Origin of the sequence: Deinococcus marmoris DSM 12784 (assembly GCF_000701405.1) — a bacterium.
In the GTDB taxonomy this organism is placed as follows: domain Bacteria; phylum Deinococcota; class Deinococci; order Deinococcales; family Deinococcaceae; genus Deinococcus; species Deinococcus marmoris.
Map to the genome: position 1 here is coordinate 1 of NZ_JNIV01000002.1, position 24,130 is coordinate 24,130.

The 24,130-nt window shown below is 64.4% G+C and carries 21 protein-coding genes and 1 pseudogene; 6 read left to right on the plus strand and 16 right to left on the minus strand.

Translation table 11 applies throughout. The features are described from left to right. From Q319_RS0100740 to Q319_RS0100765, 6 genes and pseudogenes are all read right to left on the minus strand, one after another. Positions 1-249: pseudogene (locus tag Q319_RS0100740) on the minus strand (IS4 family transposase); the annotation flags it as partial. A 66-nt stretch (positions 250-315) separates the two neighbouring features. Beyond that, entirely contained in the window at positions 316-819 is a 504-nt protein-coding gene (locus tag Q319_RS0100745) for a putative ABC transporter permease subunit (protein ID WP_029479804.1), read from the minus strand. 139 nt (positions 820-958) lie between these two features. Beyond that, positions 959-1,735, minus strand: coding sequence for an ABC transporter ATP-binding protein (locus tag Q319_RS0100750; protein WP_029479805.1), 777 nt, complete (start codon positions 1,733-1,735; stop codon positions 959-961). A gap of 46 nt (positions 1,736-1,781) precedes the next feature. Continuing rightward, entirely contained in the window at positions 1,782-2,495 is a 714-nt protein-coding gene (locus Q319_RS28540) for a hypothetical protein (RefSeq protein ID WP_245618866.1), read from the minus strand. Between the two features lie 9 nt (positions 2,496-2,504). Further along, positions 2,505-3,068, minus strand: a complete 564-nt coding sequence (locus Q319_RS0100760; RefSeq protein WP_051654980.1) for a DUF402 domain-containing protein — start codon at positions 3,066-3,068, stop codon at positions 2,505-2,507. Between the two features lie 80 nt (positions 3,069-3,148). Beyond that, positions 3,149-5,707, minus strand: a complete 2,559-nt coding sequence (locus Q319_RS0100765; RefSeq protein WP_029479808.1) for a U32 family peptidase — start codon at positions 5,705-5,707, stop codon at positions 3,149-3,151. 171 nt (positions 5,708-5,878) lie between these two features. On the opposite strand from Q319_RS0100765, the gene Q319_RS0100770 reads away from it, so the two are divergent. Further along, a complete protein-coding gene (locus tag Q319_RS0100770; protein ID WP_034413223.1) occupies positions 5,879-6,448 on the plus strand; it encodes an ankyrin repeat domain-containing protein in 570 nt (189 codons plus the stop codon). A 182-nt stretch (positions 6,449-6,630) separates the two neighbouring features. Then, the gene (aspS, locus tag Q319_RS0100775) at positions 6,631-7,965 is read left to right on the plus strand and encodes an aspartate--tRNA(Asn) ligase (protein ID WP_029479811.1); all 1,335 of its coding nucleotides are present in this window, start codon (positions 6,631-6,633) and stop codon (positions 7,963-7,965) included. Between the two features lie 147 nt (positions 7,966-8,112). Here the strand turns inward: aspS and Q319_RS0100780 are convergent, their stop codons facing one another. Beyond that, positions 8,113-8,601 carry an FKBP-type peptidyl-prolyl cis-trans isomerase gene (locus tag Q319_RS0100780; protein ID WP_029479813.1) on the minus strand — a complete coding sequence of 163 codons (489 nt, stop codon included), beginning with the start codon at positions 8,599-8,601 and terminating at the stop codon, positions 8,113-8,115. Between the two features lie 156 nt (positions 8,602-8,757). On the opposite strand from Q319_RS0100780, the gene Q319_RS0100785 reads away from it, so the two are divergent. Next, positions 8,758-9,963, plus strand: coding sequence for a molybdopterin molybdotransferase MoeA (locus tag Q319_RS0100785; protein ID WP_029479815.1), 1,206 nt, complete (start codon positions 8,758-8,760; stop codon positions 9,961-9,963). Positions 9,964-10,186: 223 nt separating this feature from the next. Continuing rightward, positions 10,187-11,386, plus strand: coding sequence for an Ig-like domain-containing protein (locus tag Q319_RS25275; protein ID WP_156039117.1), 1,200 nt, complete (start codon positions 10,187-10,189; stop codon positions 11,384-11,386). 75 nt (positions 11,387-11,461) lie between these two features. On the opposite strand, the gene Q319_RS0100795 is transcribed toward Q319_RS25275, so the two are convergent. The 4 genes from Q319_RS0100795 to Q319_RS0100805 all read right to left on the minus strand — a co-directional run bounded on the left by Q319_RS0100795 (position 11,462) and on the right by Q319_RS0100805 (position 16,902). Further along, positions 11,462-12,670 carry a thiolase family protein gene (locus Q319_RS0100795; protein ID WP_029479820.1) on the minus strand — a complete coding sequence of 403 codons (1,209 nt, stop codon included), beginning with the start codon at positions 12,668-12,670 and terminating at the stop codon, positions 11,462-11,464. A gap of 12 nt (positions 12,671-12,682) precedes the next feature. Then, entirely contained in the window at positions 12,683-13,180 is a 498-nt protein-coding gene (locus tag Q319_RS26785) for a hypothetical protein (RefSeq protein WP_156039118.1), read from the minus strand. Further along, positions 13,177-14,346 carry an alpha/beta hydrolase family protein gene (locus Q319_RS0100800; protein WP_051654983.1) on the minus strand — a complete coding sequence of 390 codons (1,170 nt, stop codon included), beginning with the start codon at positions 14,344-14,346 and terminating at the stop codon, positions 13,177-13,179. The genes Q319_RS26785 and Q319_RS0100800 overlap by 4 nt, the downstream gene beginning before the upstream one ends. 210 nt (positions 14,347-14,556) lie before the next feature. Beyond that, positions 14,557-16,902 (minus strand): 3-hydroxyacyl-CoA dehydrogenase/enoyl-CoA hydratase family protein, encoded by a 2,346-nt coding sequence (locus tag Q319_RS0100805; RefSeq protein WP_029479824.1) that lies wholly within the window; start codon positions 16,900-16,902, stop codon positions 14,557-14,559. Positions 16,903-17,220: 318 nt separating this feature from the next. Between Q319_RS0100805 and Q319_RS0100815 the strand changes: the two genes are divergently transcribed. Continuing rightward, a complete protein-coding gene (locus Q319_RS0100815; protein WP_029479826.1) occupies positions 17,221-17,868 on the plus strand; it encodes a hypothetical protein in 648 nt (215 codons plus the stop codon). Between the two features lie 5 nt (positions 17,869-17,873). On the opposite strand, the gene Q319_RS0100820 is transcribed toward Q319_RS0100815, so the two are convergent. The 3 genes from Q319_RS0100820 to Q319_RS0100830 form a co-directional block, all read right to left on the minus strand. Then, positions 17,874-18,971, minus strand: a complete 1,098-nt coding sequence (locus Q319_RS0100820; protein WP_029479827.1) for a hypothetical protein — start codon at positions 18,969-18,971, stop codon at positions 17,874-17,876. Between the two features lie 249 nt (positions 18,972-19,220). Next, positions 19,221-19,487 carry a hypothetical protein gene (locus Q319_RS0100825; RefSeq protein WP_029479828.1) on the minus strand — a complete coding sequence of 89 codons (267 nt, stop codon included), beginning with the start codon at positions 19,485-19,487 and terminating at the stop codon, positions 19,221-19,223. Continuing rightward, complete coding sequence (locus tag Q319_RS0100830; protein WP_029479829.1) at positions 19,484-20,251, minus strand: sulfite exporter TauE/SafE family protein; 768 nt, start codon at positions 20,249-20,251, stop codon at positions 19,484-19,486. The genes Q319_RS0100825 and Q319_RS0100830 overlap by 4 nt, the downstream gene beginning before the upstream one ends. A gap of 169 nt (positions 20,252-20,420) precedes the next feature. Here Q319_RS0100830 and Q319_RS0100835 point away from each other — a divergent pair, with 169 nt between their 5' ends. Continuing rightward, on the plus strand, positions 20,421-20,789 hold the full coding sequence (locus Q319_RS0100835; RefSeq protein WP_029479830.1) for a hypothetical protein: 369 nt from the start codon (positions 20,421-20,423) through the stop codon (positions 20,787-20,789). Between the two features lie 77 nt (positions 20,790-20,866). Here the strand turns inward: Q319_RS0100835 and Q319_RS0100840 are convergent, their stop codons facing one another. Both Q319_RS0100840 and Q319_RS0100845 read right to left on the minus strand, forming a co-directional pair. Continuing rightward, entirely contained in the window at positions 20,867-22,561 is a 1,695-nt protein-coding gene (locus Q319_RS0100840; protein WP_029479831.1) for a VanW family protein, read from the minus strand. 159 nt (positions 22,562-22,720) lie between these two features. Further along, complete coding sequence (locus Q319_RS0100845; RefSeq protein ID WP_029479832.1) at positions 22,721-24,049, minus strand: aspartate aminotransferase family protein; 1,329 nt, start codon at positions 24,047-24,049, stop codon at positions 22,721-22,723. Positions 24,050-24,130: the final 81 nt, after the last annotated feature.

Sequence of the window (24,130 nt, forward strand, 5' to 3'; positions counted from 1 at the left end):
CAGGAAGAAATCGCTGTCCAGTTGCGGATCCTGTATACACCGTCCCAGACGCTTTTTCTTGGCTTCTGGGGAGCCAGTCCCAGGCATGGCCTGGGACCACTGCTGCTGATTGGTGGAGCGCTGCTCAATCAGCGCACATATCGCATCCTGGGCACGTTGCAGGGTATCGCGGCGCAAGAAGGGGAAGCGCTCTTTCAGGAGCTGGACGAACTTGATAGCGTCGATCTGGGCGGCTTCTTCTTGTTTCACAGCTTCAGGAAGCCGCCTACTGCCGTTTCAGACTACGATCAAATGCCCAAACGGCAAAAATGCCGTTCAGAACACTGTCAACATCAAGTTGTCCAGTACTGAAGCCCAGATCGGCGCGTGGAAATACACGCCCACCGTCAGCAGCAGCGGAATGGTCAGGAAGGCAGGAACCAGGGCCGTATTCAGGAACGTCTCGGAGACTTTGAGGGCAAAGACGCGCCATGTCTTGATCGGCTGGGTCAGCAGGAAATTCAGGTCTTCGCTGAGGTACAAAGTAGAAATAGCGGCGGTGGTGGCGCTGAAGGTCACGCCGCTGCTCAGGGTGATCAGGCCGATTTCCAGCACGCGCGCAAAGACGTTGGTGCCAATGCTGCCGAATGACCCCAGGAAATTGAGCGCCCTCCAGGTGCCGTAGACCTCACCCCAGACGAGTAACACGGCCAGCACGGCGACGAAGGCATAGCCCCACTTCGGCCCCCGCCGCAGCGTATGCCGCAGGGCGGTCAGTTTGAGGCCCACGAGACTGGGTTGGCGCAGGGGCTGGGTGTTGGAGGCAGGGCGGGTGGTCATGGGCTGGGTTGATGGTTGAAGGGTGATGGTTGATGGAGGCGGACACGGATGGGATGGGTTCGCTTCTGGGTGGCCCCCCCTCCCCGGCCCTCCCCCACGAGGAGGGAGGGAGAAAAGCTCGCGGCTCTCAGCAAGCCATTCATCCTGCCGCCACCACTTCCCGCCGCTGCCTTTCTTCCTCCTGCTCCTCTTCCATCAGGCGGAAGAAGATGCGCTCCAGGCTGTCGCCGTGGACGCCCCCGGCTGCCGTGCCAGTGCGGGCGCGCAGGTCATCCATCGTGCCCTCGCCCAGCACGCGGCCCCGGTCCAGCACCACCAGCCGGTCACACACGGCCTCGGCCAGCGGGAGGCTGTGGGTGGTCAGCAGCACGGTGCGGCCCCGGTCCGCATGGGCGCGGAACAGTTCGCGCACCTGACGGGCGGCGTAGGGGTCCAGGCCCACCATCGGCTCGTCGATGATCAGCACGCCGGGATCAGGAAGCATGGCGGAGATGATCGCCACCTTCTGCCGCATCCCGTGCGAGAAGGTCTCGATCAATTCGTTGCCGAAGTCCTCCAGGCGAAACAGCGTGAGCCAGCGGTCAATCTCGGCGTCTGCGCCCTCCACTTTATAGAGCTGGCCCACGAAGCGCAGCAACTCCCGCGCCGTCAATTTGCCGTACAGGTAGGGGCGGTCCGGGATATAACCGAAGGCGGCCTTGGCCTTGACCGGCTCCTTCCACACGTCAAATCCAGCCACGCGCACCGTGCCGGAAGTCGGACGCGTCAGGCCCACCAGCGCGCGAATGGTGGTGGTCTTCCCCGCCCCGTTGCTGCCCAGCAGGCCAAAGACCGCTCCTGGCTGCACGGTAAAACTGAGGTCCTGCACCGCCTCGTGTGCGCCGTAGCGCTTGCTGTAGTGGCTGACCTCGATCATTGGGCAAAGTTTAGGCCGGGTGGAATGACAGGGGCCTGACTTGGATTCAGGGCACGGCTTCGGGTTCGCTGCCGCCGTCCCGGTAGGTCAGATCGCCAGTCAGGCGCGTGGCCAGACGTTCCAGCGCGTCCTGACGTGACCGCGCTTCAGGTGCGACGAGGACGGCATTCAAATCCTGCGCCACCTCTGGATTCTTGACGGCGAGATCAGCGGGCCAGCGCTCACGCTTGATCTCCCACCAGCCGTTTACGGCGTACAGACGATCCACAGCGCGGCTTGCCACAGCCAGCGCTAGCAACGAATGAATCGGCTGACCCATGACGCCCCGGCAATCCATCACCTCCTCAATCAGATTGAACCGTTGTGCCTCGGTGAGCGGGTGGAGCGGCGGGCCAGCCGCGTACAGCGCCCGAGCCTCGGTCATCAGCGCTTCCAGATCGGGATGAGACAGCACCACGCGGCCCTGGGCGAACATCGTGATCGTCGCGGCGTCCTCTGCGGCGAACATGGCACGCACCTTGCGAACCGGGTTGTGAAAGACCTCCACGGGTACGCCGTCCACCACAAAATTGCTGCGCCAGCGGTGATCGCCCGTCACCAGCGCGTGAAAATCCAGATCGCTGTAGGCGTTGGCCTCCCCACGCGCCGCAGACCCGCACCACAGCGCGGCATAAACGCCTGGCGTGGCGAAAATACGCTCCAGCGCGGCGGGCAGGGCAGCTTCCAGGCGAGTCTGATGTGGGTTGTCGGCAGCCTTCACCCGTAGATGTTAGGACAGAACCGTCTGCCTGATCTCTACTTTCTGTTCTCTCTGCTCGTCCTGAACATCGCTCTGCCATTCCAGCCGCAAATCCTGCGCGGTCAGCCAGTGGTTCAGGGTGTACTCGGCGCGGGCCAGTTCCGAGACGGTGCCGTGGGCCACCTCGATGGCCTGCCGCAGTTCGTCGGAGGTCAGGAAACCCGCCTCCCAGGCTGCCAGCAGTTCATCGGTGTCAGCGATTTCTGCGCCCAGACCGTCGTGCAGCACGATGTCCAGATACAGGTCACGCACGCTCCAGACTCCGCCCTCGCGGCTGATCTGGGCCACGTCGATGTAATAGTCGTGTTCGCGTCGCCCGTGAAAGGCGTAGCGGCAGACCACCAGATGCTGCGCGGGCAGCAGGTGCGCCTGCCAGTGGCGAATGCGTGGATGTCCAACGAAATCGCGGGCCACATACAGGCCCGCGCTCGTCTCTCGGTAGGTTTTCACGGCGCGCACGCCGGTATTGGTGTAATGACATTTTGCCTGAACATCGTGCCGCTCCACCTTGACCGGATGCGCGTGAGGAAGCATGGGACAGCGTACCCGAATACACCCCAATTGACCGGGAGGAATCTAACATCCCCGTTCGGAATGCCGGGACTGCCTGGAGATTACACGATGGGCAGCGCGTCCAGCATTCCGAAGTCGTGCGGTATGAACAGGCTGCCCTCGGTGGTCCCACCCTCCGAAAGTTTCGAGAGGGTGGCCTCCAGTTCACCCCCACCGATCTCTCCTGCCAGGAAAGCGCGGTGGGCGCGGATGACCTCGCGCACCTGCTCTGGCGCTTCGTGAACGAATTCCAGGCGCAAGTCGTGCAGGCCCGCCGCCAGCCAGTCCTTCAGATGAGCGGCGGCGATCTGCGGACGGCCCTCGAACACGGTGTTGCGGCAGCCCACGTCGGCCATCACCGGATGCGTGCGCCCACGTTCGTCACGCAGGGCAATGCGGTGGGTCTCGCAGGGGTGACCGCAGTTGGTGTAATCGGTGCCGTCGCTCAGGAAACGGCAGAACACGCAATGCTCGGTGTGGAAGACCGGGAGGTGACCGTAGGCGATGACCTCCAGCCGCCTGGGGCCAACCAGCCCGGCCAGCTCCGTGATCTGCTGCGCGTTCAGGTCATGCGTGGGCGTCAGCCGTTGCAGCCCCAGCTCCAGAAGCGCGCGGGCGGTCAGCACATTGACGGCGTTGAGGGAGAAGTCGCCGGTCAACTCGGTTTCGCCCGCGTCCTGCAAGCCTTCCAGCAGGCCGCCGCTGCGAATCAGAATCCCGGCGTCCAGCGACAGCAGGAACTTCTGCAAGTTCTGCTCGGTGGGCTTGAGGATGCGCGGACTCGCCACCCGCACGGCGATTCCAGCCGCTTTCACGCGCTCCACGCTGGGTTTCAGGCCATACAGTTCCAGATAATCCAGGGTGATGGAATCCGGCGCTTCGGCCAGGGCCGCGTCCAGTTGTTCGGGGGTGCGGACGAGGATGTGCAGGCGTGGGTTTTCAGTCCTCTGTTCATCCAGTGGACGTGGGGCGGCGGAAAGAACATGCTCCAGCACGCCCTCGATCCGCCGCACCGGAGCCGCTGCCCGCAGTTCGGTCAATCCCTCCACCACTTCCCGCCGCAGTCCGTTCAGAGCGCTGACGGGCAAAAAGCCCTCGCCGCGTAAATCCACACTCAGGCCGGAGAGGTGATAGCCGGTGCCGCCCAGCTTGCCCAGTTGCTCCCGCAAGCCGGATTCGTCCAGTGCGCGGTTGCGTGCGGGTGACAGCGGTTCGGGAAGAACGGCGGTGAAGCTGTGGCCTGCCTCATCGGTCAGGGTGAGCTGGGGCGGCTGCCCGACATAGCCCACGAAATGCGCGCTGATCGGGCGGGTGTAGACCGGATCGCCCGCCTCGATCAGCGGTTTGACGCGGGCATTCAGGCTGGGATCATGCGTGCGCCAGACCGGATCGCCCACGCGCACGCGCGAGCCGTCCACCGCGCCGCGCCCGAAGCGCAGTTCGTAGACGCCTCCAGCCCGCACGTCTTCGGTCTGCTGGCCGTTTTGCCACAGGCCGTACAGGAAGCCGCCTTCCTCGCGGCCCTCGGGGGTGCGCCAGTTGGCGGGATCGAAGACCAGACCGTCGCCGGGCCTGAGCGGTTCGGACAGTTCAGCCAGCACACCGCGTTCGGTGACGCCGCGCACGGTGCCGATGGGCACGCCCCGGTGCCTCGGCGCACGCCCACGCACCACCGTCTGGTGGTTGGTTCCGGCCATGAAATGCGGGGCCAGGCCGCGCGAGTAGACCTGCTCCAGATCCTGCTCCTGCTGCGGCGTGATGCTCAGGGGCAGGCCCGCCCACGCCTCGTCCACGGCCTGGCGGTAGGCGGCGGTGGTCAGGGCCACGAATTCGGCGTCCTTGTAGCGGCCCTCGATTTTCAGGCAATTCACGCCGATCCGCACCAGTTCCGGCACCTGATGCAGCGCGTAGAGGTCACCCGGCGACAGCAGGTAGCGGGCGTCGCCCAGATCACGGTATTCACCGTCCACCAGCAGGTCATACGGCAATCGGCACGCCTGGGCGCACTGGCCCCGGTTGGCGCTGCGGCCCCCCCACGCCTCGGAGGAAAAGCACTGGCCGCTGTAGCTGACGCACAGTGCGCCGTGGACGAAGGTTTCCAGCTCCACGTCGGTCTGGCTGGCAATGCGCTCGATGTCCTTCAAGCTCAGCTCGCGGCCCAGCACCACGCGGCTGGCCCCGAAGCGGCGGGCGTGTTCGGCCCCCTCGGCGGAGGTGATACTCATCTGCGTGCTGCCGTGGATGGGCAGATCGGGGCAGATCTGCTGGGCGAGGCGGGCGACACCGTGATCCTGCACGATCAGGGCGTCCACCCCCGCCTCGGCCAGCGCCATCAGTTGACGTTCGGCATCTCGCAACTCGCGGTCAAAGACCAGCACGTTGAAGGTGACGAAGCCCTGCACCCCGCGCGCGTGCAGGCCGCGCATGATCTCTGGCAGGGCCTCGGCATCGAAACCGACTTTGGCCCGCGCGTGAAAGCCCGCGCCATCTGCCCGGCCCTCGCCACTGGCCGGGTTGACGCCGAAGAACACCGCGTCGGCCCCGGCTTCCACCGCTGCCTTCAGTTGGGGAAAGCCTCCCACTGGACTCATCACTTCGGGCTTGACTCGGGGACGCAACATAACAGGGCAGTGTACGGGCTGCGGGGCAGCGCATATGGGAAGGGGGAACAAAGCGCGTCCGCTCACTCCCAGATCACCAGCCCTCACACCAACGGCCCTTATGCTGGCGGCAGAAGTTTGTCCGCCTCCCAGCCGCACTTTCCCCAACCTCATCCGCAAAGGAGTTTCACCATGTCTGCCGACAACGATCCACAAACCCAGCCGCAATCCGCCGACGCCACCGACGCCGAGGTGCTGGACATCATGCAGTCGGCCTTCGAGGCAGCGCGCAACGGGGACGCCGATTTTCTGAAAACGTGGCTGGAAAAGGGCCTGCCACCCAACCTGCAAAATACGCGCGGCGACACGCTGCTGATGCTGGCGGCCTACCACAGCCACACGGAAGCAGTTCGCACGCTGCTGGACCACGGCGGCGATCCCGACATCCTGAACGATCAGGGACAGACACCACTGATGGGCGCGGCCTTCCGGGGCGATCAGGCCACCGCCGAACTGCTGGTAGAGCGCGGCGCGGGGCTGGACGTGGCCGCGCCCGGCGGCAGGACAGCGCTGATGATGGCCGCCATGTTTAACCGCATGGACATGCTGAACTGGCTGTTGGAGCTGGGGGCCGATCCCAGCGTGCGCGACGTGGGTGGAGCCAGCGCCGCAGACGCCGCCCGCGTGATGGGCGCGGCAGAGACGGCGGCAAGATTGGACGCCGTGATGGCGGCCCGTGGTGAGGATGCCACCGCTGATTAGCCTCCCCTGCCTAGCCGCCGCATTGACCCCCACCCACGCGCCCGCTAGACTTGCCCGCATGTTCGCGGCCCCCACCAACAACAGCGACAACGATCCCCGGTAGGGGACGCCTGAGCCGTTGCGCCCCCGACCTCCTCACTGGAGTCGGGGGCTTTTTTTAGCCAGTCCATACAGGAGACTTCATGACCACCGAAACCCAGCCTGCCGCATCGACACAGAAACTCCCCCGCACCCTGACCCGTGATCTCGCGCAGCACGACGGGCAGACCGTGCGCCTGCAAGGCTTCGTCCATGCCCGGCGCGATCTGGGCGGCGTGCAGTTCGTGGTATTGCGCGACGTGTCCGGCATTACCCAGTGCGTGGGCAGCGGCCTCACGTTGCCCCTGCCCGAAAGCAGCGTCGAGGTGATCGGCAAGGTCAAGGCGCACCCCAAAGCGCCGGGGGGTTTTGAGGTCCAGATTGAGGACTTCAAGGTGGTCAGCGCCGCCGTGGAAGCGCCGCCCCTCGAAATCCCCAAGATGGAATGGAACGTCAACCCCGAGACCATGCTGGATTACCGCTACGTGTCGCTGCGTGGGCTGCGCGAACGGGCGGCGCTGAAGGTGCAGGGCGAGATCGTCTACGGCTTCCACACCTACCTGCGCGAACATGGGTTCACCGAGATCAGCACGCCCAAGATCGTCTCGGCGGGGGCGGAGGGCGGCGCAAACCTGTTCAAGCTGGATTATTTCGGCGAGCAGGCGTATCTGGCGCAGAGTCCTCAGCTCTACAAGCAGATCATGGTGGGCGTCTTCGAGCGCGTGTACGAGGTGGCCGCCGTCTACCGCGCCGAGGAACACGCCACCAGCCGCCACCTCAACGAGTACCTGTCGCTGGACATCGAAATGGGCTTCATCGACAGCGAGGAAGACGTGATGGCCCTTCAGAACGGCCTGCTGGCGTCCATCATGGAACGGCTGCGCGAGACCAGCGCCGGAGAGTTTGAGCTGCTGGGCGCGACAATTCCCGACGTTCCGGCCCACATCCCGCGCATTCCACTGATGGAGGCCCGCGCCCTGGTCACCGAGAAATACGGGCATCAGGTGGGCGGCAAAGATTTAGACCCAGAGGCCGAACGCCTGCTGAGCCAGCACTTCGCAGAGACAGAGGGCAGCGATTTCGTGTTCGTGACCAAGTACCCGCGCGCCGCCCGGCCCTTCTACACGCACGCGGACCACAATGCGGACGGCAGCCTCAACCCAGACCTGACGCGCGGCTACGATCTGCTGTTCCGGGGCATCGAGATCACCTCCGGCGGGCAGCGCATCCACGACTACGCCATGCTGATGGACTCGATCCGCGCCTACAAGATGAACCCCGACGCCATGACCGGCTACTCGGAGGTCTTCAAATTCGGTATGCCCCCGCACGGCGGTTTCGCCATCGGGGCCGAGCGCCTGACGGCCAAGCTGCTGGGCATCTCCAACGTGCGCTATGCCCGCGCGTTCCCACGGGACCGGAACCGCCTGACGCCCTGACTTCCAGCGCCCCCTCACACACGGGCAGAGGGGGCGATGCAAAGCGGCGGAAATAAGCCGTACCCTCCACCAGCATCTAAAAAGCAGGGCAGAGACTGGCCGTCCATCGGCCCACCTCTGCCCTGCTCCGTCCTGCACGTTCAGGTTTTACGCGTCGTGTTCGTGGTCCATCATGTCCGGGGTGTGGGCGTGGCCGTGTTCCAGTTCCTCGGCGGTGGCGTCGCGCACGCCCACCACAGTCACGTCGAAGTTCAGGACCTCGCCCGCCAGCGGGGGGTTGAAGTCCACCTTGACCATGTCGCCGTTCAGTTCCATGACCGTGAAGGGAATCACGCTGCCGTCCTCGGCCTGCGCGTAGTAGGTTTCACCGATCTCGATGTCGTCCTCGAAATCCTCGCGGGCCAGTTCCTCGGTGTTGTCCTCGTCGCGCTCGCCGTAGCCGTCCTCGGGCTGCACGGTCACCTGCATGGTGTCGCCCTCGCTCTTGCCTTCCAGCGCCTTTTCTAGGCCCGGAATGATGTTGCTGTGACCGTGCAGGTAGGTCAGCGGCTCGCCGGGTTCACTCTGATCGACGACTACACGTTTCACGGTCAGCTTATATTCCAGATCGACAACTTTGTCCTGTTCAATGTTCATATGGCCCTCCATAGCTCGTCCGGCGGCAGATGCCAGTGGGTACGGGACGAGTTTTCTCGCCCGAAGAGTGTAACGCTTTGGGATGAGCGGCGCGGCCCCGGCCCTACAGCTTCGCTTCACGGAGGGCGGCTCCGGCTGGCCCACTATGCTGACAGCATGTCTGCCCCCACTTCCGCCAACCCATCCTTCCCCATGCACGTCAGCGTGGCCGAGGCCCGCGAGATGCTGGCCGCGCTGCTGCCCGAACTGGAGACCGAGACCGTGCCTGTCGCCGGGGCGCTGGGCCGCACCCTGGCCGCCGATCTGGAAGCTCTGGTCAGCCACCCCAGCGCCACCGAGAGCGCCCTGGACGGCATCGCCGCGCGTGAGGTGGACACACTGAGCGCCAGCGCCGAGACCCCGGTGCGCCTGAAGATCGTGGGAGAAAGCCGCGCCGGAATGCCGTTTGATGGCCGCGTGGGCGCGGGCGAGTGCGTGCGAATCTACACGGGTGCGCCGCTGCCACCGGGGGCTGATGCCATCTGTCCCGTTGAGGAACTGGCCGACGACGGCCCCGAACACGTTCACCTGCTGCGCCCCGCCTTTCCCGCCGACGTGCGCCCCGAGGGTGGCGACTTCCGCGCGGGCGAAACGGTGATGCGCGCCGGACTGCGTCTGAGCGCCCCCCGTGTGGCGCTGGCCGTTGCGCTGGGTCACGCCCGCCTGCCGGTGCGCCGCAAATTGCGCGTGGCGCTGCTGTCCACCGGAGACGAGGTGATTGAGCCGGGGTTGCCCCTGCAAGCCGGGCAGGTCTACGACAGCAACCGCGTGGGCCTCTCGGCCATGCTGGGGGAAAGCGGCTGCGAGGTCATCGAGCTGGGCCACGCCCCGGACAGCCCGGCGTCACTTCAGGCGGCCATCGCGGGGGCGGGCGGCGCGGATGTGCTGCTGACCAGCGGCGGCGTCAGCATGGGCAAGTACGACTTCATGCGCGACCTGCTGATCGAACGTGGCCGGGTCTCGTTCTGGAAGGTGCGGATGCGGCCCGGCGGCCCGGCCATTCTGGGGGGCTGGAACGGTCTGCCGGTGTTCGGCCTGCCGGGGAATCCGGTCAGCAGCCTGGTGGTCTTTCATGTCATCGTGCGCCCCGCCCTGACCGGGCAGCCGGTACAGAGCCTGAAACTGCGTGCCGCCACGCCGTTTCGCGGCCTGAAAGACAAAACGGCCTTCTGGCGCGGCGTGATTCAGGACGGAGAGGTGAGGGACTACGGCTCCCAGGGCAGCGGCATCCTACGCTCGTTGAGCGACGCCGACGCGCTGGTGATCGTACCGGAAGGCGGCGGTGTGAAGGCCGGGGAATTGATAGACGTGGTGCTGCTGTAGACGCTCTAAATCTCTGTTCAGACCCGGCAGCCCAGGCAGGATGGTGTGATCGTCCGCGAAGTGACGGACAAAATAGCCCTGCTGCCTGGAAGGGCTGCATCTGGATACGCGCCATGCCGATCACCTTGCAGAACGACTGGTGGCGGACAGCGCCAAGCTAGACAGCGCCGGGGAGAGTGCGAAAATCCACTCCCGCCTCTCTTATGAGATTTAAAATATTGACGTGAAGAAACTCTTCCTGCCAGTCCTCGGCCTTTCTCTGCTTCTCGCTGCCTGTGGTGGTGGCACTCCACAGATTGCCGACGCTACAGCTCCCACAGTCACATTAGACGCTTCCCAGAGCGGTACCACTGTCAATCTGAGCGCCGCCGCCAACGACAACGTGAAGGTCACCAGGGTGGAGTTCTACCGGGGCAGCACCCTGGTCAGCACCGACGATTCCGCGCCCTACACGGCCATTGCCACCGTTTCTGCCGCCGATAATGGCAACGTGACCTACACGGCCAGAGCGTTTGACGCCGCAGGCAATGTAGGGCAGGGCAGCAAGACGATTGCCGTGAGCGTGACGCCGTCCACCGACATCACCGCCCCCACCGTCAGCCTGAATGCCTCCCAGAGTGGAACCAGCGTCAATCTGCTGGCCACGGCCACCGACAACGTGAAGGTCACCAGGGTGGAGTTTTACCGGGGCAGCACCCTGATCAGCACCGACGATTCCGCGCCCTACGCGGCCATTGCCACTGTTTCAGCCGCCGACAACGGCGACGTGACCTACACCGCCAAAGCCTATGACGCTGCCGGAAACGTGGGGCAGGGCAGCAAGACGGTTGCTGTGAGCGTGACGCCTGCCCCCCCAGGAACCGCGACGTTATATCAGGGCGTATGGAGCTGGGCCATCGGTGACCTGACTTCCAGAGCAGTGATCGACAGCGGCGTGGTTATATTTTCAGATGAATTTGCGAACGAGGGCCAGACTATCGCCTTTGGCGTGTACGCCAATCAGACCGAGATTGCAGCTCAGGGCACGGGCAAGTTCGGCGCGGCCCTGATGGGTCCTGTCCTCCAGGCGGGCAACCTGGATGTGGGATTTTTCCTGGGCACAGATGAGGATGCCAGGATCTTCTTTACCGGTCAGGACAGCGACAACGCATTGGGCGTGTTCCAGGGCAAAGCCGCTTTCGAGGGAGCGGGCAACATCGCCACCGCCAGCAATGAATCAGGGCAGGCGGTCGCAATTGCCCTGGTTCAGGTCAGTGACACTGTCCCCACCAATGCGGCGGCTCAGAATGTGATGAAGGCCGAGGGCAAGTTGATGGCGGCAGGGGCACTGAGAGCCACTTTCGACGCTCCTGCACGTGCCACCGCCAAGGCCAATCCAGCACTGTTCAGGGCCATGCAGCAGAGTCTTCAGCTCAGGCGCTAAATCCATATCGAACAGAGCAAAGAGAGAAGCGCGGCCCCCAATCGACGGGGCCGCGCTTCAATTTAAAACCAGAGGTCAGTCTGCCGCTTGCGCCTTCTCTTCTGCCGGGTAAACCTCCAGCACGCCCGCCGCGCCCATGCCGCCGCCGATGCACATGGTGATCAGCGCCTTGCCGCCGCCGCGCCGTCCGAGTTCGTAGATGGCCGTGGTGGCCAGCTTCGCGCCGCTGCATCCCAGCGGATGGCCCAGCGCAATCGCGCCGCCGTTGACGTTGGTAATTTCTTCGTTCAGGCCCAGTTCACGGATCACCGCGAGGCTCTGGGCGGCAAACGCCTCGTTCAGCTCAATCAGGTCAATGTCGTCCAGGGTCAGGCCCACCTGCGCCAGCACCTTGGGAATGGCCTTGACCGGGCCGATGCCCATCAGTTCGGGATCGACGCCCGCCACCGCGAAGCCCAGGAACTTCGCCAGCGGCTTGAGGCCCAGTTCCTGCGCCTTGTCGCCGCTCATCATCAGGACGGCGGCGGCACCATCACTGAAGGGGCTGGCGTTGGCTGCCGTCACGCTGCCGGTGGTCTTGAAGGCGGGGCGCACCTTCGCCATGTCTTCAAGATTGGCATCGCGGCGGATCAGCTCGTCCTTTTCAAACTGCACCGTTTCGGTTTTGATCTTGGTGCCTTTCACGGTGTCCCGCTCCACCGGCACGGCCACGATCTCGGCATCAAACTTTCCGGCGTCCTGGGCAGCGGCGGCGCGCTGGTGGCTGCGCAGGGCGAAGGCGTCCTGATCGGCGCGGCTTACACCGTACTTGTCGGCCACGTTCTCGGCGGTCATGCCCATGCCGATGTACGAGCCGGGGCGGCTGTCCACCAGATCGGGGTTGGGACTGGGGTTGTGGCCGCTCATGGGCAACATGCTCATGCTCTCCACGCCCCCGGCCAGCATCACTTCCGCCTGTCCGGTCTGGATGGCCGCCGCCGCCATCGCAATGGTCTGGAGGCCGCTGGAGCAAAAGCGGTTGACGGTCACGCCGCCCACGCTGTCGGGCATTCCGGCGCGCAGGGCGGCGAGGCGGGCCACATTCAAGCCCTGCTCGGCTTCGGGAATGGCGCAGCCCAGGTAGACGTCTTCCACCAGGGCGGCGTCAATTCCGGCGCGGCGCACGGCCTCGTTCATGACCAGGGCGGCCAGATCGTCGGGGCGGGTGTTGGCGAGGGTGCCTTTGATGCCGCGTCCCACGGGGGTACGGACAGCGGATACGATTACAGCGTCTTTTAGATTCATGGTGAACTCCTCTCAATACATTTGTGCAAGTTTAGATTCATGAAAATCAGGCTCGCTAAAAAAGAGCCGACTTTGCAAAGGCTGCTGGGTCAATCCTATATTCAGAATGGTGTGCGTATATCGCCAGGTATGCTCTAAAACGATGCGTTGGTTCCATTCATATTTGGCTGTCTGGCCCAAGCTCAGCTCTGCTACTTTTCCTCGGCCCGATGGATGGCTAGCGTAAGGAATCAATTGTAATTTACCGTCTTCCAGTTTTAGTTCCACTTCTGCTGGACGAGCGGAAACTAAGCTTATGTACTCGTAAACCTGCTCCCGTGCCTCAGCAAATGCATCCGCGTCACTAAAACTTAGAGTATGAACCAGAGCCGCCATTGATTCGGGGTGAGTTTTCGTCGGAAGACGTGCATACTGTGGTGCCTGATTTCGTCGGGCTGCCAAAACGCCCCCCCTGGCTTCTTTTCCCCATTCAAAAGTGATTCTCTGAACGACGACGAGAAGAGAAGTCATGCCTCCATCCCCGGCAAAACCCTCGCTATAAACGCCTCCAACTCCCCATCGTATTTTTCAGGATTGATGTTCCAGCAGCGGATGTGTTTGGCCCCCTCCACGCGGTGGTATTCCACCAGATCGGGGCGGGCGGCGGCCAGAGCGTCGGACTGGCGAATGGGAATGGTGGCGTCGCGGGTGCCGTGCCACAGCAACATGGGAAGGTTGAAACTGGGGGTGGCGGCCAGTTGATCCACCACATCAAAATCCTGCCCACTGCGCCGCGTGACCAGATACTGCACGAAGTTGCCGATGTGCCGCGCCATAAACGTGGGAATGCCGTAGCGCTGCCCGTTGCTGCGAATGGTGTCACGCCAGTCCAGCGCCGGACAGTCCAGCGCCACGCCCGTGACCGGAATCGGGTACGGCTGATGCCGGGAGCGCAGCACGCACAGCGCGACGTTGCCGCCCATGCTGAAGCCGTAGAGCATGGCCCGCCTGTAGCCAGCAGCCTTCGCCCACTGCAACGCAGAGATCACGTCGGCAGCCTCGCCGTCGCCCAGGCTCAGGTAGCCCTTGCCCACACGCGGCGCACCGTGCGCGTTGCGGAAGGTGACGAACAGCGAGGCCACCCCCGAACGCCGCAGCGCCGGAAGCATCCTCAGCGCCTGCGCCCGCTGCCCACCGTGGCCGTGAATAACGATGGCGATGGCATCCTTCTGGCCAGACACCGCAGGAATGTGCCACGCGGGCATCTCCCCGACTTCCGTAGGGACGGACGTGACCTCGTAATCCACGCCCAGTTGCTCCGGCGTGCCGTTGTAGACGAAGGTGGACACCCACGCCAGCGAACCGTTCGGCAGCACGCCGCGTTCATCCAGAATCTCGCGCCGCACCAGCGTTCCGGCCAGTTTGGGCGGCCCCAGAATGGCGTGGCCCTTGTTCGGCAGCAGCGGCACAATACCCACCACCCCGCGCGACAGCGTTTCCGGCGAGGCAGGCAGATACACCGAATTGCCCCGCCGCCCCACCGGAACGAACTCGCCCTTGACCCGCCGCGTCTTGGACCGCAGGGTGATCTCTGCGCCCAGGAACGCACCAGACAGGACGGCGAGGCTGTAAGAGAAAGCAGCCCAGCCGAGCGCACGGCGGCGGTTGATCTGGCGAATTCGGGTGAGGATGGACACGGGGCATTCTCCTACGAAGGGGGAGGTGGATTCTTTACTCCCTCCCTCCTTGTGGGGGAGGGCTGGGGACTCGCAGAGCTGCGAAGCAGAGGGGGGGCCACCGGGCAGTCGTCAACGGAACAAGATGCCCTGACTTTCTGGCCGCGCTGGGAAGGCGTCTGCGTTACCCCCCTGCCAGCCTCCCCCGCAAGGAGGGAGGAGCTAAAAATCTCAGTTCCGCAGCGGCTTCCCGGTCTTCAGCATGTGGTCAATCCGCTGCTGCGTTCCCTTCTTGCCCAGCAGGGTCAGGAACGCCTCACGCTCCAAGTCCAACAGATGCTGCTCGCTGACCTTCGCGGTGCGGTTATTGCCCGTGCCACCGCTGAGGACCTTGCCCAGTTCGTGGCTGACCACCAGGTCGTAATCGGTGATAAAGCCGCCCTGGTGCATGCCGTACAGCGCACTCTTCAGTGCAGCGATGGCGGCGTCGCCCATCACGGGGATGTCCTGGCGGGGCGTGGGCTGCACGTAGCCGGGGGCCAGCGCCAGCACCTGCCGCTTGGCTTCCATGATGATGTGGTTCTTGTTCATGGCAATGGTGTCGGTGTCGCGCAGGAAGCCCAGGTTGCGGGCCTCCAGGGCGCTGGTGGAGGTCTTGGCCGTGCCGATCAATTCAAAGGCGCGTTGCACGGCGGGCAACATGGTTGCGCCGATCTGCTGGCCGGGGTGCAACTGATCGGTGAAGCGCAGCAGCATTTCCTTGGTGCCGCCGCCGCCTGGGATCAGGCCCACGCCCACTTCCACCAGACCCATGTACAACTCTGCGGAGGCGACAACGTGATCGGCGTGCAGCGTGAATTCCGCGCCGCCCCCCAGTGCCAGACCGAAGGGGGCCGCGACGGTGGGGTGCGGGGAGAAGCGCAACGAAGTCGTGACCTGCTGAAACTGCTTGATGGAGTCGTCCAGCTCGTCCCACTCGTCGGCCTGCGCCTGAGACAGCACGAGCGGCAGGTTGGCCCCGGCGCTGAAGTTCTCGCCCTGGTTGCCCAGCACCAGCCCGGCGTAGCCCATCTCCTGCACCAGTTTGTGGCCGTCCTGCACGGCGCGGAGCTGATCTTCGCCCAGCGCATTCATCTTGGCGTGCCATTCCACAAGCAACACGCCGTCGCCCAGATCCACGACGCTGGCCCCGCCGCGCTTCTTGATGACCTTGGAGGCGTCTTTCTTCAGATCGGTGAGGATAAAATATGGTGCTTCGTACTTCGTCGGCTGGCCTTCCGGCGTGACCGTTTCCTCACCCTCGTAGAACTTCTCGCGCCCGCTGTCCTTCATGGACTGGAGCAGGGGCGGCAGCGTGCGGCCTTCCTTCTCCAGATTGGCGATGACGGTCTGCACGCCCAGGGTGTCCATCGTTTCAAACGGCCCCTGCTCCCAGCCGAAGCCCCATTTCAGCGCGTTGTCAATGTCCTGTAAGCGGTTGGACACGTTTCCGGCCATCTTGGCGGCGTACCAGAACCCGTCGTTCATCACGCCGCGCAGGAAGTCGCCTTCCTTGCCCTCGGCGGTGTAGAGCGCCTTCACGCGTTCGGCCAGCGGCTTGCCCTTCACGGCCTCCACGGGGTCCACTTTCACGCGGCCCTGATCCTCGTATTCCATCGTGTCGAGGTTGAGATTCAGAATTTTGGTCTTGCCCTTCTCGTCCTTGGTCTTCTTGTAGAAGCCGCTGCCGGTCTTGTCGCCCAGCATCTTCTTGTCTTCCACGAGGGTGCGGAAAGAATCGGTCAGGCTGAAATCCTCATCGTCCGGCGTGACCTTCCCGATGTCATTGGCAACGTGGTAAATGATGTCCAGCCCCGACAGATCAGCGGTGCGGAAGGTGGCGGAGTTGGCGCGGCCCAGCACGGGTCCGGTCAACTGGTCCACCTGCGCGGGGGTCAGTCCGGCGGCCTGCATGTGCTGCATGGCGCGGATGATGCCGTAGACGCCGATGCGATTGGCGACAAATCCCGGCACGTCGTTGGCGATGACGACGCCCTTGCCCAGCGTGGTTTCGGCAAACTGGCTGAAGGCTTCCACGACTTTGGGATCGGTCTTGGGGGTAGGAATCACTTCCAGCAGATGCAGGTAGCGCGGCGGGTTGAAGAAGTGCGCCCCAACAAAACGGCGCTGGAAGTCCTCGCCCCGGCCCTCGATTTGCAGGTGCATCGGGATACCCGACGAGTTGCTGGAGATGATGGCCGTTTTCTTCGCCACCTTTTCCACGCGCTCCCACAGGCTGCGCTTGGCGTCCAGCTTCTCGATGATGGCTTCCAGCACCCAGTCGGCGTCCTTGAGTTTCGCCAGATCGTCTTCCAGGTTGCCGGGACTGATCAGCGCGGCGCGGGCCTTGTCCATAAAGGCAGCGGGCCGGGCCTTCAGGGCGCGCTGAATGCCCTGTTTCGCCAGGAAATTGCGATCGGGGTTGTCCGGCAGCACGATGTCGAGGAGCATCACGGGAATGCCCGCGTTGGCGAGTTGCGCGGCGATGGCAGCGCCCATTACACCTGCGCCGATGACGGCAGCTTTCTGAATCTTCATGGAACCTCCTAACAAAGAGTGGTCTGGGAGAGACGGCGAACATCTGTGAATAAATTTAGACTCGGTTCAAAGTTTAGTGCAGAGCAGGGTCAATTGTCCACCGCACAGGTGAGACCAGATCTTTATCTGGCCCAGTTCAGTCTGTCCGCAAGTCAGGTTCACGGCAACGTCAGCGCCTGTGTCCCCGCACAATCATCTGCTGACCCTGCCCTGTCTGATCCGGGAACAGGTCCTGGCCGGTACGGAGTTGACGGTGTGATCATGTGCCGATCACGGTCTCCCTCCTATGCTGTCTTTGTTGCTGACTGGAGGTCCACCATGAAATCACCTGTCCGATTCCGCCCCGCTCTCTTCCTGGCCGCACCCCTTGCCCTGGTTGCCGTGGCACTGGCGGCTGGCCCCTACACTGTTCAGTGGAACGGAAAGACCGTTGCCGGCGACGCCATCGTGCAGGGCGGCAAAACCTACGTCAGCGCCGAGGCCCTGAAAAACGCGGGCATCGGCGTGAGCGTCAGGGGCAACGTGGTCAGTCTGGCTCCCGTCGGCGGCGCGAATGAGGTTGGAGCCGCCCAGGGCTGCCTGAATCAGCAACTGTTCAACGGCGTGTGGCGCTTCAAGGTGCTGTCGGTGGCGCAGAACGGTCCGCTGTGGCGACTGAAGGTGGAAATGAAATTCGGCAGCGTCACGGGCGGCTACAGCACCAGCGGCACGGGCGTCCTGGGCTACAACCTGCAACTGGAGAGCGGCAAGGTGATTCCCGTGAACAGCAGCGTGGTGGAACTGCGCGACAGGGCTTTCATTCCCGGCGAGGGCTTCACGACGACCCTGGACTTCGAGGCAGGCGCGGGTGACGGCAAGCCCAGGAAACTGGTGGTGCCCATCGACCCGCAGGGCGTCGCCAGCACCAGCCTGAGCTACAGCGTTAAAGACCCATCGTTCCGGGTGGACCTGACCTGCAAGAAATAGCGGGTCTAACGGGCGGCCAGCCACGTCCGGGTCTTGGTTTCCAGATCTGAGAAAGAGGAAAGGCCCAGCGCCCGCGCCGCACGGTCCGCATCGCCTGTCTCAGCGAAGGCCAGCGCGAGTTGCATGGGGGCCTGCTTGCCGCGCGTCACGGCCAGGAACTCGACGAGGCCCAGCCCCTGGGCGTATACAAACGTCCAGCGGTTCTCGGGAACGGCGTTGAAATCGGCCAGTTCGGAGAGCGGCACCCAGTCGCCCTTCGCGTATCCGGCCACGCGCTTGCGGCGGCTTTCAGCGGCCTCCGGCGTCCAGTACGCCCGCGCGACGAAATCGGCCAGTCCCTCGTGGAGCCACCAGGGAATGCGTTTGTCCCGCCCCTGGCCCGCCGCCCCCGACACGCTCAGGTGCGTGAATTCGTGGGACAGCACGCGCAGGAGTTCCTGACCCGGATTCGCACTGGCTGGCAACACCAGCTTGATCGCCTCGCCCGGCTCGTTCCAGCCACCGACGGGTTGCAGGGACAGGGCGACGCTGGCGCTGAGGGTGACCATATCGGGGTAAACCTTGACGGTGGCGGCGTCCGGCATCTCCAGCCCCAGCGTCTCGCGCACCCTGGCGGCAGCCTGCGGGAGCAGCGGCGCGGTGGCGGCGGCCCGCTCTGGAAGCCCCAGCACGTCCAGCGCCAGCAGCGAGTATTTCCCGGCGTCCAGAGCCTTCCAGGTCTCCCCGCCGTAACGCCAGACCTCACCTGCCCTGAACAGCGTGACCGGCAGCGTCACGCGCGAAATCTGCCCCGGCTGACGCTCCCAGTTCAGGCGCAGATCGGCGCGGGCCTGATCGCCCACCACGTTCAGATCCGACAGATTCGAGAACTGGAAAACAGCGGTGGGCTGCGGTACCCGGCCCAGATCGGCGGCGAAATTGGGACCTTCCACCGCGAATGTTCCCTCGACGCGCAGCAACTGGCGGTAGGCGTCGGCGTTCCCGGCACGCGCGGCAGCTTGCAGCGCCCCGGCCAACGCTTCAGGCGTACTCTGCGCGCAAGCTGGCGAGGCACAGGCCAGCGAGGTCAGCAGGGCAAGGGTCAGCAGCGGGCGCAGGCGCATCCTTCCAGGGTAACGGGAGCAGCGGCAAGTCAGCCGTGCCAGCGGTTACGAAAGGCAGGAGCGTGAGCGTGAAGGGAGACGTTACCAAAAGACTGTTTTGGTGATCGGGTGAGCGTCCTCAAGTGACCGCAAGCGGTTTTGACCAGGACTGTGGATGCCTCTCGTCAGGCAGGACGGGTACAGCTTGCCCGCAATAGAACAGGATCACCGAAAGAAAAAATTTCCAGTGACCCCATTTGCGGAACCGCTCTAACTGATCAACTGCTTGACGAAGAACACCGCCACCAATCCCGCCAGCGCCAGCAACGCGGCCACGCTCAGGCGGCGGTCCCGGTTCCACGCGGTCACGGCCACCCACAGCGCGGCCAGCACCGGGACCGCGCCGATCCAGGCCACCCCTACGGCGGCCAGATTGGGAAAGAGCACGCCCACGGCCAGCACCACCACGCCCACCCAGAATCCAGCCGGGTACAGCCAGAACGGCAGCCCCGCAACTTCGCTAGACTTATTGGTCACGCGCTCCCCCAGTATTTCCACAGCAACTGCACGGCGGTGAAGATCAGCAGCAGGCTGAACACCAGTTTCAGGCGGTCAGCGGGAATGCGGCTTTGGAGTCCGGCCCCGGCCCGCGCGCCGATCAGCACGCCCAGCGCCACTCCGGCGGCCAGCTTCAGGTCCAGCAGCCCCCCGGCCTGGTACACCAGCGCGTTGCCCACGGCAGTCAGCCCCATGATGAAGGTGCTGGTGGCGATGGCCTCGCGGATCGGCACCCCGGCCATCAGGTTCAGGACGGGCACCTGCACGGTGCCGCCGCCGATGCCCAGCAGACCGCTCATGATCCCAGCAAAGGTCATGGCGGGGGGCACCAGTCGGCTGGGTTCGCGCTCCACCTCCACCCGCTTCAGGCCGCGCAGCAGATTGTAGGCGGAGTACAGCAGCAGCACGGCAAACACGGTGGCCACCACCCGCGCGGGCAATACCAGCCCCAGGAAACTGCCCACCGCGCCGCCCAGGATGGTATACGGCGAGAGCAGGTAACCGGTGCGGGCGCGCACCAGACCTTTTTGCAGGTACGCGGCGGCCCCGCTGAGGCCCACCGCCAGTACCCCGATCTGACTGATCGCCACCGCCTGCCCGATGCTGATCTCCTGACCAAAGCGTGGCAGCACGAATTCCAGCGCGGGCACCACCACCACGCCGCCGCCCAGGCCCAGGATCGCGCCCAGCACCCCGGCCAGCAGTCCTATGCCGATCACGGCCAGTGTCAACGCGGAAATCAAGGTTGCCTCACGGCCCAGAGGCTAACACGGCGGGCGGGAAAAGAGGACCGCCCGAACCTTCTGAAAGTCCACGAATGCAGTCTCTGAAAAACGGCTTCCCGAAAACGGCCCGGGGGGTCTGCCCCTGGCCGGACAGTTGACACCCCCCGGCTGTGGCAGCATAGAGGGCGTGAATCCTACTTTTCTCCCCCGCACCGCCCTGATCACGGGCCTGATCATCGGCGCGTTGAACATCGTCTTCGGCGGCGTGGAATACGGCTTTGCCAACCTGCCCATCTGGTTTTATCTGGTGCAACTGCTGCTGATTCCGGCCATGCTGGTGCCGATGTTCTACTTCCCCCAGGCCGCCGTCGCGCGCGACTTTCTGCGCCGGGCCGCCTACTTTGCCATGGGCTGGGCCGTGCCCTTTGCCATCTACAAGTTCTCGCTGGACGTGCTGAACCCCAACTTCAGCCCCCCCGCCTCGCTGCTCAGCTACCTCGTCGTGATCGTCGCCTTCTCGCTGATCATGGCCGCCGTCCGCAAGCCCATCAAATAACCATGTCCTCAAAAGCGAAGTGGGCCAGAGATCGCATCTGGCCCACTTCGCTTTAGTCCAATTCCACGCCTACCAGCTCAGCTCGGTCCCACCTCGTATACGGCCTGCCACGGCTTGTAGACCGTGCTGGTCTTATCGGTCCGCACACCGCTGGCGTCCTTGATGGTGCGGGTGATGTAGAGGTTAAAGCCGTCTGCCGCCCAGTCCACCTGCTTGCTGGTGCCGGGGCGCATGTTGGGATTGACCACGTACTTGGCAGGGGGATGCGCCGTCCGGTTCAGGATCACGGCGGGGCTGACCGCCACCGTGCGCGTCTGCTTGACGCCCCAGATCTGCACTTCCAGCGTGCTGCCCGCGTCGTTGTTGATGGTCTTGATCAGCAGCGGGCCGCCCGTGTCGTTCCCGAATTTGAGGTCCAGGCCCGGATCGTAGACGGCGGCTTCAAAGCCCACCTGCGGCTCGTAGTAGCCCACGCGGTAGCTGTGCTGGTTGCGTTCCTCGACAGGAAGGCCCGCGCCGTACATCGCGCGGAACACCGTGGTGCTGACCTGGCACACGCCGCCGCCCAGACCGTCCACCGTCCGCCCACCCGCGATGATCAGGCCGCCCACGAAGCCGTTGCCCTCGGTGATGCCCCCCAGACTGTCCAGAAAGCTGAAGGTGCCGCCCACGGGAACGACCGCACCGTTGATCTTGGCGGCGGCGTTGTCGACGTTGACGCGGCGCTCGGGGCTGCTGTTGTAGTAGGTGCTGACCCCGGTGTGGATCAGGCTCAGCTTGCTGGCGTCGGGCAGTTGCGCGGCGCTCAGCCTGGGACTGACCTTCTTGGACGCCAGCACCATGCTGGATTTAGCCGGGTCCAGCACGCCCGCCTGAAAAGCAGCGTAGGCCGCGCTCTGGGTCACGCGCCCGGCCTGCTCGGGCACCTTGACCAGTTTGTCGCCCTCGAAGGCGAAACGGGCATTCTGCGCGGGCTGATCGATAAATTCGGTCAGCAGAGCAAAGGCGCGTTTCATGGCCGCGTCGTCCGCGACGATCCCCTGCGGCCTGACCCAGTACAGGTTGGCGACTTGCAGCGGGGTCAGCACACCCTTGCGCGTGGTTCCGTCCAGCGTGACGCCGAAGGGCCGCATCAGTGCGTTGCCCCGATCGGCGTACCCCTGAAGGACGGGAGCGGTGTACTGCGCCTTCCATTCCTTGACCGGAATCTGGATGGCCGTGGCGGTGGGCGTGGCGGCGTAGGTGCTGGCGGCGGTGGCCGCGTCGTACTGGCGGCCCGGCGCGTCCCTGGCAGTCAGCGCGTACTTCAGGGTTGTCTTGTTAAAGGCCACGGCAGCGTTCTTCGGCTGCACGTTCAGGTTGGCGGTCAGGCTGGACAGGGCGACCTTGGCCACAGCAGGATCAACAGCGGCAATCAGCGGAAAGTTCTGCGGCTGCGTCTGACCGATCATGCCCTGAACGCGCTCCATCAGGGTGCGGGCTGCGCTGACCTTTACGGCGGCGGCCACGCTGGTCTCTGCGTCGGCGCGCCAGCCCAGTTGATCGGCCCCCAGGGTCCAGGTCTGCGGCCCCGCCGTCACCGTGACCTGTGGGGCGGCGGCGGCGCGCTCACCAATGGCGGCAATAGCCTGCTGCGGCGTCAGGCCGCCCACGTCCACCCCGGCCACGCTCAGGCCCGGCGCGAGTTTTTCATCGGAACTTGCTGCCACGCCCATGGCCAGCGCTCCACCCAGGAGCGCCACCATCGGTATACCCACTAACCAGAACTTCACACCCCACAGTGTAAGGAAGTTCACCCCCGCAATTTGAGGGATTTCCACACTCTGCCGCGTCTTTCTGGCTGTCTTTCGCCTCTGTTCGCCCCATACGGACATCAAAGGAGGCTGGAGGCCAGTCCGCAGACCCGCCTCCAGCCTCGTTAACAGATGGGGTTACTCGCTCTGTTTTTCCTCGGCCTGCGCGGCCAGTTCGGCCTGACGCTCGGCACGGGGATTGACGCCGTTCAGCACGCGCGTAAAGGCGTCCACCACGGTGTCGATCTGTTCTTTCGTAATCGTGATCGGGGGCAGGAAACGGACCACCAGCGGCGTGGCGGCCAGCGCCATCACGCCCTCGTCGTGTTCCAGGGCGGTGATGTACGGCGCGCTCTTTTCCTTGAGTTCCACCCCGATCATCAGGCCCATGCCGCGCACCTCGCGGATCTTGGACGAGTCGATGGCGCGCAGGCGGTCCATGAAATACTCGCCCTTCTCGCGGGCCTGCTCGGCCATGCCCTCATTTTTCATGGCGCGGATGGCGGCTATACCGGCGGCCATCGCCAGCGGGTTGCCGCCGAAGGTGGTGCCGTGTCCGCCTGCGGGCATCTTGTCGGCCACGGCGGCGGTCATGGCAAAGGCCCCGATGGGCACGCCCCCGGCCATCGCCTTGGCCAGCGTCATGCCGTCGGGCACCACCTGACACTGGCTGTCCACCTGGCAGCCACAGCGAATGCCGTCGGCGTCCTGGCACTCCTGGGCGCAGAAGTGTTCCACGGCAAACATCTTGCCCGTGCGGCAAAATCCGGTCTGAATCTCGTCCAGAATCAGCAGGGCACCCTTCTCGCGGGTCAGCTCGCGGGCCGCGCGCAAGAACTCCACATTGCTGGGCCGCACCCCGCCTTCCCCCTGGACCGGCTCCATGATGACGGCGGCCACATCCTCGGTGATCGCGGCCCGCAGTTCTTCAATGTTGCCGTAGGTGACGAATGAAACGTGTTCATTGTCCACCGCTGCGCCAAACGGTTCGCGGTACTTGGGTTCCCAGGTCAGAGCCAGTGCGCCCAGCGTGCGGCCCGAGAACCCGCGCTTCATGCTCACGAAGCGGGTGCGCCCGGTGGCGGTGATGGCAAATTTCTTGGCCGCCTCCACCGCTTCCGTGCCGGAGCTGCACAGAAAGATCCGGTCGAGGCCAGCGGGCAGCACACCCGTCAGCTCCTGCAAAAATTCGGCGCGTTTGTCGTTGGGCACGCTCTGGGGCATGACCATCAGCTTGCCCGCCTGCTCCTGAATGGCCGCCACCACGTCCGGGTGGCTGTGGCCGATGTTGGCGACGCCGTAACCCGCCACGCAGTCGATGTACGAGCGTCCGTTCTCGTCCCACACCGTTGCGCCCAGGCCGCGCACCATCACCACTTCATGCTTGTTGTACACGCCGCTGTCGTACTTCATCTCGGCGTCCAGCCACTTGCTGTTGGTCTTGCTTTCAGGGGTTGTTGCGGTCATAAAATCCTCCGTGTGCCTGTAGTGTAGGCGTCGTCAATGGGAAAGTCGGTAAGGTGTCCAGCCTATCGGTCAGAGGAAGCC

Coding starts and splice junctions, on each gene's coding strand:
- Q319_RS0100745 (WP_029479804.1), bottom strand. CDS start 819: ATGACCACCCGCCCTGCCTCCAACACCCAGCCCCTGCGCCAACCCAGT.
- Q319_RS0100750 (WP_029479805.1), bottom strand. CDS start 1,735: ATGATCGAGGTCAGCCACTACAGCAAGCGCTACGGCGCACACGAGGCG.
- Q319_RS0100760 (WP_051654980.1), bottom strand. CDS start 3,068: ATGCTTCCTCACGCGCATCCGGTCAAGGTGGAGCGGCACGATGTTCAG.
- Q319_RS0100765 (WP_029479808.1), bottom strand. CDS start 5,707: ATGTTGCGTCCCCGAGTCAAGCCCGAAGTGATGAGTCCAGTGGGAGGC.
- Q319_RS0100770 (WP_034413223.1), top strand. CDS start 5,879: ATGTCTGCCGACAACGATCCACAAACCCAGCCGCAATCCGCCGACGCC.
- aspS (WP_029479811.1), top strand. CDS start 6,631: ATGACCACCGAAACCCAGCCTGCCGCATCGACACAGAAACTCCCCCGC.
- Q319_RS0100780 (WP_029479813.1), bottom strand. CDS start 8,601: ATGAACATTGAACAGGACAAAGTTGTCGATCTGGAATATAAGCTGACC.
- Q319_RS0100785 (WP_029479815.1), top strand. CDS start 8,758: ATGTCTGCCCCCACTTCCGCCAACCCATCCTTCCCCATGCACGTCAGC.
- Q319_RS0100795 (WP_029479820.1), bottom strand. CDS start 12,670: ATGAATCTAAAAGACGCTGTAATCGTATCCGCTGTCCGTACCCCCGTG.
- Q319_RS26785 (WP_156039118.1), bottom strand. CDS start 13,180: ATGACTTCTCTTCTCGTCGTCGTTCAGAGAATCACTTTTGAATGGGGA.
- Q319_RS0100805 (WP_029479824.1), bottom strand. CDS start 16,902: ATGAAGATTCAGAAAGCTGCCGTCATCGGCGCAGGTGTAATGGGCGCT.
- Q319_RS0100815 (WP_029479826.1), top strand. CDS start 17,221: ATGAAATCACCTGTCCGATTCCGCCCCGCTCTCTTCCTGGCCGCACCC.
- Q319_RS0100820 (WP_029479827.1), bottom strand. CDS start 18,971: ATGCGCCTGCGCCCGCTGCTGACCCTTGCCCTGCTGACCTCGCTGGCC.
- Q319_RS0100845 (WP_029479832.1), bottom strand. CDS start 24,049: ATGACCGCAACAACCCCTGAAAGCAAGACCAACAGCAAGTGGCTGGAC.